1 protein-coding gene and 3 pseudogenes are annotated in these 5253 nt (G+C 64.6%); all 4 read left to right on the forward strand.

From position 1 onward, the window contains the following. Positions 1-1093 (forward strand): DUF2345 domain-containing protein (locus tag CR917_RS26950; protein ID WP_256589798.1); only part of this gene is annotated, 1093 nt, incomplete at its 5' end. Beyond that, a pseudogene (locus CR917_RS26955) lies at positions 1090-4281 on the forward strand (DUF6531 domain-containing protein); the annotation flags it as partial. The gene CR917_RS26950 and the pseudogene CR917_RS26955, both read left to right, overlap by 4 nt. After that, positions 4280-5078, forward strand: a pseudogene (tssI, locus tag CR917_RS28335) (type VI secretion system tip protein TssI/VgrG); the annotation flags it as partial. The pseudogenes CR917_RS26955 and tssI, both read left to right, overlap by 2 nt. Positions 5079-5103: 25 nt before the next feature. After that, positions 5104-5253: pseudogene (locus CR917_RS27895) on the forward strand (hypothetical protein); the annotation flags it as partial.

Here is a 5253-nt window from a genome sequence, read left to right on the forward strand (position 1 = left end):
GCGCTCGACGCATGTCGCGACCGGTGAACACCTGGCGTTGAGCAGCACCGGGCATACGAGCCTATCGATCGGCAAGCGGCTGCTGGCCAGTGCCAGCCAGGGCATGCGGATGTTCGTGCAGAACATGGGCTGGCGGTTGGTGGCGGCGTCGGGCGACATCGATATCAAAGCGCTGAAAGACAACATCAACCTGCTGGCCAAGCTCGACATCACCGCCAATGCCGACCGCATCACCCTCACCGCCAAGACCGAACTGGTACTCCAAGGCGGCGGCAGCGCCACCACTTTCAACGCCGGCGGCATCACTCACGTAACTACCGGGCCATACACCGCGCACGCGGCGAACTTCGCCCATGTGGGGCCCAAGAGCCTGGCCGGGACCTTCCCGGAGCCGCCCAAGCCGGGCAAGGGCGATCTGGAGTTGCTGTACCAGTACGCCAACAGCAAAGGCGTGAAAACCGGCGACTACGACGTGACCGATGCACTGGGCAAATCGATCAAGGGCACGCTCGACGCCGACGGCTTCAACCTCGCCAGCGGTGCCGCCCTCGGCCCGCTGTGGGCCGACTTCGGCCTGGACCCGGCTGACACCTGGGCCGAGGCCAGCCACTTTGGCGCCAGCACGTGGCCGCTCAGCCCCTCACTCGACGATATCGCATCCGGCCAGCAATCAGTGGTCGGCGAGGTGCTGGGCGCGGCCAGGGATGGCCTGGAGAACGGCAAGGCACTGGTGCAGCAAGGCATGGACAAGGGCAAAGGACTGGTACAGGACGTTATGGCACAAGGAAAGACAATGGCCCAGGGCCTCATGGGCCCCGGTGGCTCTGCAGTGATGGACGATGGCAAGGCGCTTGCGGGCAGCGGGCTGCAACTGGCCAGAAGTGGCCAGGCGGCCTTGCAGCAGGCACAGCAGGTGGGCGCTGCACTCAAGGGCGAGCCTGCCGCGATGGCCGGCCTGGCCAGTAGCGTGGTGCCCGGCGCAGCGGCGTCGCTGGAAGCGGCAAGGGCGCTCAAGACCTTGCCCGGTCTGGCCCAGCCGACCTTGCCGAGCAGCCCGGCCAAGGCTCTGGCCAGCCGCGAGGTGCTGGCATGAGCGAGTCCGCCAAACCCCGCGAACCCCAGGTCGCGGTCGCCCCGCTCAACACCATCGACGCCAAGGACGTGGGCCGCGGCGCCGCCGAATTCGACGCCTGGCTGCAATCGATCAGTGGTGGCAGCGTCACCCTGGAGCGCATCAAGTCCGTGGCCGGCGCCTTGCCGGTGGTGGGCAACATCATGGCCCTGGTGGATGCACTGGGGGACGTGGTCACCCTGGTCAAGAGCAAGCAGCGCGAGGTGCTGGACTGGGTCAGCCTGGGCATCAACCTGATCGGCGTACTGCCGGCACCGCCGACCATGGCGGCCGCGCGCATGAGCCTGCGCCCGACGTTGTTTCTGGTGCGCCAGGAGCTGCGCAACAGCGCCAAGATGCTGCTGGGCGACTCGCTTATCCAGGTGCTGATCGGCCATTTGAACGCCACCATCGCCGGCACCATCGACGACTTCGTCACCCAGGCCAAGCCCAGGCTGGCCGAGATTCTTGACGCGGCGGGTGCGAAGGGCACCCAGATGCTCGGCGAAATCGCCGACGGCCTGGACGCCGTGGCCACCGGCCAGCTCAATGCCAGGAGCGACCGCACGGCGATGAGCCAGCAATTGTCTGCGGCTGGCGACCAGCTCACGCACAGCCCCAGGGCGGCGATCAGGAATATCTTCGGTGCGATGCACAGTGCCTGCAAGGCTGCGGGCAAGGGGGTGGTGAACAGCGCCGTGAGCAAGCTGGTGTCGGATGACATCAAGGCTCAGGTACTGGCCCAGACCGGGCAGTTGCGCAAGCTGGGGCCGGAGTTGGCGCGCCAGTTGAACAGGCTGGCGGACCCGTCGCTGGCGATGAGCATCGGTTCGATGCTCAATGTGCTGGACGGCGCCGTGAAGGGCTTTCGCAAGCGCAACAAGAACGGGCAGTCGGGCGTGAGCAAGCCGGGCACCGTGACCCAGGTGGAACGGGAGAAACCCAAGGGGGAGCTGGGGGCGACGGCCAGGCAGCATGAAGCCGTGGCTTCGACCAGCCCGCTTCCAGATACCTGCCCGATCCCGCGCCCAGCGCCCAAGGCGCACTCAGGCAACCACATCAGCTTTGCCCTGGGTTCGGAATTCATCATCCATACCGACTTCAGCCTGCCGGGTGCATTTCCCATCGAGTGGCAGCGTATCTACCACTCGCGCCTGGCCGAGTACGACCAAGGCAACCTGGGCGCTCGCTGGGTCACGCCGTTCACCACCTGCATCGATGTGGTCGGCACGGGTCTACTGTTTCACGACTACGATGGCCGTAGCCATGCGTTCGACCTGCCCAAGGTCGAGAAGGCGCAGTACAACGCTATCGAAGACCTGCTGCTGGTTCGCAGTCGTGAAGACGAACTGGTGATCTGCCGCGGCTTCGTGCGCAAGGAACACTATCTGCGCGTGGGCGAGCGCTACTACCTGCAGAAGATCCTGTTGCAGAACGATGCCGGCTGCATGCTGCATTACGAGCATCGGCACGAGGGCCGGCCGGTACTGTCCGACATCATCACCTTTCAAGGGGACATGAGTGACGTGCTGCGTCACCTAGGCACCTTGATCGATGACCATGGCCGTATCACCGGCCTTTGGGAAATGCGTGACGGCCAACCGCTACGCCAACTGTGTGCCTATCACTACGATGCCCATGGCGACCTGGTCGCCGCGCAGGATGAACACGCAGGCACCTGGCACTACCACTACCAAAATCACCTGGTGACCCGTTACACCGACCGTACCGGCCGGGGCATGAACCTGGAGTGGAAGGGCAGTGCGTTCGATGCCAAGGCCATCCGCGAATGGGCCGATGACGGCAGCTACGAGTTGCACCTGGAGTGGGACAGCAACATTCGCCTCACCTACGTCACCGACGCCCATGGCCAGGAGACCTGGTACTACTACGACATCCTTGGACATCTGTACCGTGTGCGTTACCCCGACGAGCGCTCGGAGTGGATCTTTCGCGACGAGCGCAAGCACATCGTTCGGCATGTCCACGTCGATGGCAGCGAAGACCGTTACGACTACGACGAGCAAGGCAGCGTGGTGCGGCATATCCGTGCCGACCACAGCCAGGTTCACTTTGCCTACGACGACCGCCGTCGCCCGATCAGGATCCGCGACGCCGAGGCCGGTGTGTGGGAACGCCAGTACGACCTCAAGGGCAACCTCAGCGAAACCGTCGACCCGCTGGGCAACAAGACCGAGTTCGCCTACACACCCTCCGGTCTGGTCAAGGCGATCAAGGACGCCAACGGCAACGAAAAGGCGCTGGTGTACAACGACGCCGGGCAACTGGTCGAGTACACCGACTGCTCGGGCAAGACCAGCAAATGGGCCTATGACGATATCGGGCAGTTGGTGCAGTTCACCGATGCCGCCGGCAACAAGACCCAGTACACGTACAAGGCCGGCCAGCTCGCCCTGGTCATCCATCCGGACAAGACCGAAGAGCGCTTCGAGCGCGATGCCGAGAGTCGCCTGCTGGCCCACGTCGATGCCCTCGACCGCTGCACCACCTGGACCTACACCGTCGCCGGGTTGCTCGCCGAGCGGGTCGACGCGGCCGAAAACACCCTGCGTTACCGCTGGGACAAACTGGGCCGCCTCACGGGCCTGGAAAACGAAAACGAAAGCCACGCCAGTTTCCGCTACGACCCGGTCGGCCGTCTGCTGGAAGAGAGCGGCTTCGACGGCCTCACCACGCGCTACCAGTACGACACGAACACTGGGCGCCTGACCTCCACCCACGTCGGGCAACGCCGCCTCGACGTCACCTTCGATCCCGTCGGCCGTCTCATTTCCCGCGTGGCCAGCCAGGGTGACCAGCGCGAGGAAGAAACCTTTGCCTACGACGGCAACGGCAGGCTGATCCAGGCCATCAACGCCGCGAGCAAACTGCAGTGGTTCCATGACGAGGCCGGCAACCTCGTTCGTGAACACCAGCACTACCTGGCCACCGGCACCCCGATGGTCGCGGTGTGGCAGCACGAGTACGACGCCCTCAACCTGCGTACCTCCACCACTCGTCCGGACGGGCACAAGGTCAGCTGGCTGACCTACGGTAGCGGTCATCTGTTGGGCATGACGGTCGATCAGCATGAACTGCTGGCCTACGAGCGCGATGACCTGCACCGCGAGGTTGTGCGGCATCAGGGCAACAGGTTGAGCCAGACTCAGGCNGGCCGAGGGCCGCAGCGACCAGCCGAGCCTGGTCAGCGGGCATTTTCTGAGCCTGACCGAGCATGCCAACCCGGCGTGGAACGACCTGTGGCTTCTGACCGAAGTGCTGCACGAAGGCAAGCAGCCGCAGGTGCTCGAGGAGGTGATCAGCAGCGACGTCACCGACCTCAAGGACGATTTCCATCAGGGCTATCGCAACCGCTTCTGCGCCACGCCGTGGGACGTGCCCTACCGTCCGCCGCTGAGGCATCCCAAGCCCAAAGTGCTGGGTGCNAGGCAAGCAGCCGCAGGTGCTCGAGGAGGTGATCAGCAGCGACGTCACCGACCTCAAGGACGACTTTCACCAGGGCTATCGCAACCGCTTCTACGCCACGCCGTGGGACGTGCCGTACCGTCCGCCGCTGAGGCATCCCAAGCCCAAAGTGCTGGGTGCGCAACGTGCTGTAGTGACCGGCCCGGAAGGCGAAGAGATCTATTGCGACGAGTACGGCCGGGTCAAGGTGCAGTTCTTCTGGGACCGCGAAGGCCAGTCGGACGACAAGACCACCTGCTGGATGCGCGTGGCCTCCAACTGGGCCAGCCAGAGCAGCTTCGGCGCCATCTCGCTGCCGCGTATCGGCATGGAGGTGCTGATCACCTTTCTGGAAGGCGACCCCGACCAGCCGCTGATCACCGGTTGCCTGTACCACGGCGCCAACCTGCCGCCGTACCGGTTGCCGGACTTCAAGACCCTGGCCACGGTCAAGAGCAAGGAATACAAGGGCAGCCGCAGCAACGAGCTGCGCATCGACGACACCACCAGCGAGATCAGCATCGCNCACGCCGTGGGACGTGCCCTACCGTCCGCCGCTGAGGCATCCCAAGCCCAAAGTGCTGGGTGCACAACGTGCGGTAGTGACCGGCCCCGAAGGCGAAGAGATCTATTGCGACGAGTACGGCCGGGTCAAGGTGCAGTTCTTCTGGGACCGC

This window comes from Pseudomonas sp. BRM28 (assembly GCF_002939405.1).
GTDB lineage: Bacteria > Pseudomonadota > Gammaproteobacteria > Pseudomonadales > Pseudomonadaceae > Aquipseudomonas > Aquipseudomonas palmensis.